The following is a 2,956-nucleotide window of genomic DNA, read 5'->3' as shown; positions in this document are numbered from 1 at the left end:
GGTTAAGTCCTCGACCGATTAGTATTCGTCAGCTCCACACGTCGCCGCGCTTCCACCCCGAACCTATCAACCTCATCTTCTTTGAGGGGTCTTACTTACTTGCGTAATGGGAAATCTCATCTCGAGGGGGGCTTCATGCTTAGATGCTTTCAGCATTTATCCCGTCCACACATAGCTACCCAGCGATGCCTTTGGCAAGACAACTGGTACACCAGCGGTGTGTCCATCCCGGTCCTCTCGTACTAAGGACAGCTCCTCTCAAATTTCCTGCGCCCGCGACGGATAGGGACCGAACTGTCTCACGACGTTCTGAACCCAGCTCGCGTACCGCTTTAATGGGCGAACAGCCCAACCCTTGGGACCGACTACAGCCCCAGGATGCGATGAGCCGACATCGAGGTGCCAAACCTCCCCGTCGATGTGGACTCTTGGGGGAGATAAGCCTGTTATCCCCGGGGTAGCTTTTATCCGTTGAGCGATGGCCCTTCCATGCGGAACCACCGGATCACTAAGTCCGTCTTTCGACCCTGCTCGACTTGTAGGTCTCGCAGTCAAGCTCCCTTATGCCTTTGCACTCTACGAATGATGTCCAACCATTCTGAGGGAACCTTTGAGCGCCTCCGTTACTCTTTAGGAGGCGACCGCCCCAGTCAAACTGTCCGCCTGACACTGTCTCCTGCCCCGATAAGGGGCATGGGTTAGAATTCCAATACAGCCAGGGTAGTATCCCACCAACGCCTCCTCCGAAGCTAGCGCTCCGGATTCTAAGGCTCCTACCTATCCTGTACAGGCTGCACCGGAATTCAATATCAGGTTACAGTAAAGCTCCACGGGGTCTTTCCGTCCTGTCGCGGGTAACCTGCATCTTCACAGGTACTATAATTTCACCGAGTCTCTCGTTGAGACAGTGCCCAGATCGTTACGCCTTTCGTGCGGGTCGGAACTTACCCGACAAGGAATTTCGCTACCTTAGGACCGTTATAGTTACGGCCGCCGTTTACTGGGGCTTCAATTCAAAGCTTCGCTTGCGCTAACCTCTCCTCTTAACCTTCCAGCACCGGGCAGGCGTCAGCCCCTATACTTCACCTTGCGGTTTTGCAGAGACCTGTGTTTTTGCTAAACAGTCGCCTGGGCCTATTCACTGCGGCTCTCTCGGGCTTTAACACCCTACCAGAGCACCCCTTCTCCCGAAGTTACGGGGTCATTTTGCCGAGTTCCTTAACGAGAGTTCTCTCGATCACCTTAGGATTCTCTCCTCGCCTACCTGTGTCGGTTTGCGGTACGGGCACCTCCCGCCTCGCTAGAGGCTTTTCTTGGCAGCGTGAAATCAGGGACTCTGGAGATAAATCTCCTCGCCATCACAGCTCAATGTTATAGAAACGGGATTTGCCTCGTTTCACACCTCACTGCTTAGACGCGCATAACCAACAGCGCGCTCACCCTATCCTACTGCGTCCCCCCATTGCTCAAACGGCGGGGAGGTGGTACAGGAATATCAACCTGTTGTCCATCGTCTACGCCTTTCGGCCTCAACTTAGGTCCCGACTAACCCTGAGCGGACGAGCCTTCCTCAGGAAACCTTAGGCATTCGGTGGAAGGGATTCTCACCCTTCTTTCGCTACTCATACCGGCATTCTCACTTCCAAGCGCTCCACCAGTCCTTCCGGTCTAGCTTCGACGCCCTTGGAACGCTCTCCTACCACTGACACCAAAGGTGTCAATCCACAGTTTCGGTGATTCGTTTAGCCCCGGTACATTTTCGGCGCAGCGCCACTCGACCAGTGAGCTATTACGCACTCTTTAAATGATGGCTGCTTCTAAGCCAACATCCTGGTTGTCTGGGCAACGCCACATCCTTTTCCACTTAACGAATACTTGGGGACCTTAACTGGTGGTCTGGGCTGTTTCCCTCTCGACTACGGATCTTATCACCCGCAGTCTGACTCCCAAACATAAATCATCGGCATTCGGAGTTTGTCTGAATTCGGTAACCCGGGATGGGCCCCTAGTCCAAACAGTGCTCTACCTCCGAGATTCTAACGTTTGAGGCTAGCCCTAAAGCTATTTCGGAGAGAACCAGCTATCTCCAGGTTCGATTGGAATTTCACCGCTACCCACACCTCATCCCCGCACTTTTCAACGTACGTGGGTTCGGGCCTCCAGTAAGTGTTACCTTACCTTCACCCTGGACATGGGTAGATCACCTGGTTTCGGGTCTACGACCCCATACTCTATCGCCCTATTCAGACTCGCTTTCGCTGCGGCTCCGCATTCACTGCTTAACCTTGCATGGAATCGTAACTCGCCGGTTCATTCTACAAAAGGCACGCTATCACCCGTGACTCTCCCGAAGGAAAATCAACAAGGGCTCTAACAACTTGTAGGCACACGGTTTCAGGATCTATTTCACTCCCCTTCCGGGGTGCTTTTCACCTTTCCCTCACGGTACTGGTTCACTATCGGTCACTAGGGAGTATTTAGCCTTGGGAGATGGTCCTCCCGGATTCCGACGGAATTTCACGTGTTCCGCCGTACTCAGGATACACGCTGGAGAGGATGGACTTTCGACTACGGGGCTTTTACCCGCTACGGCGGACCTTTCCAGGTCGCTTCGCCTAATCCATCCCTTTGTAACTCCGTATAGCGTGTCCTACAACCCCAGGAAGCAAGCTTCCTGGTTTGGGCTTTTCCCGTTTCGCTCGCCGCTACTCAGGGAATCGATTTTTCTTTCTCTTCCTCCGGATACTTAGATGTTTCAGTTCTCCGGGTTTGCCTCGATTACGCTATGTATTCACGTAAACGTACTACTCCATTATGAGCAGTGGGTTTCCCCATTCGGAAATCTCCGGATCAAAGCTTACTTACAGCTCCCCGGAGCATATCGGTGTTAGTGCCGTCCTTCTTAGGCTCCTAGTGCCAAGGCATCCACCGTGCGCCCTTTCTAACTTAACCATTC

General features: G+C 53.2%; 1 rRNA gene. It reads right to left on the bottom strand.

Annotated features, from left to right (window positions below):
- Positions 1-2,952: ribosomal RNA gene (locus tag H4683_RS20920) — 23S ribosomal RNA — on the bottom strand; the annotation flags it as partial.
- Positions 2,953-2,956 lie beyond the last annotated feature (4 nt).

Origin of the sequence: Sporosarcina limicola, from assembly GCF_014873855.1 — a bacterium.
Lineage (GTDB): Bacteria > Bacillota > Bacilli > Bacillales_A > Planococcaceae > Sporosarcina > Sporosarcina limicola.
Note: the sequence above shows the minus strand (reverse complement) of the source record. Positions and strands in the feature narration are given on the sequence as shown.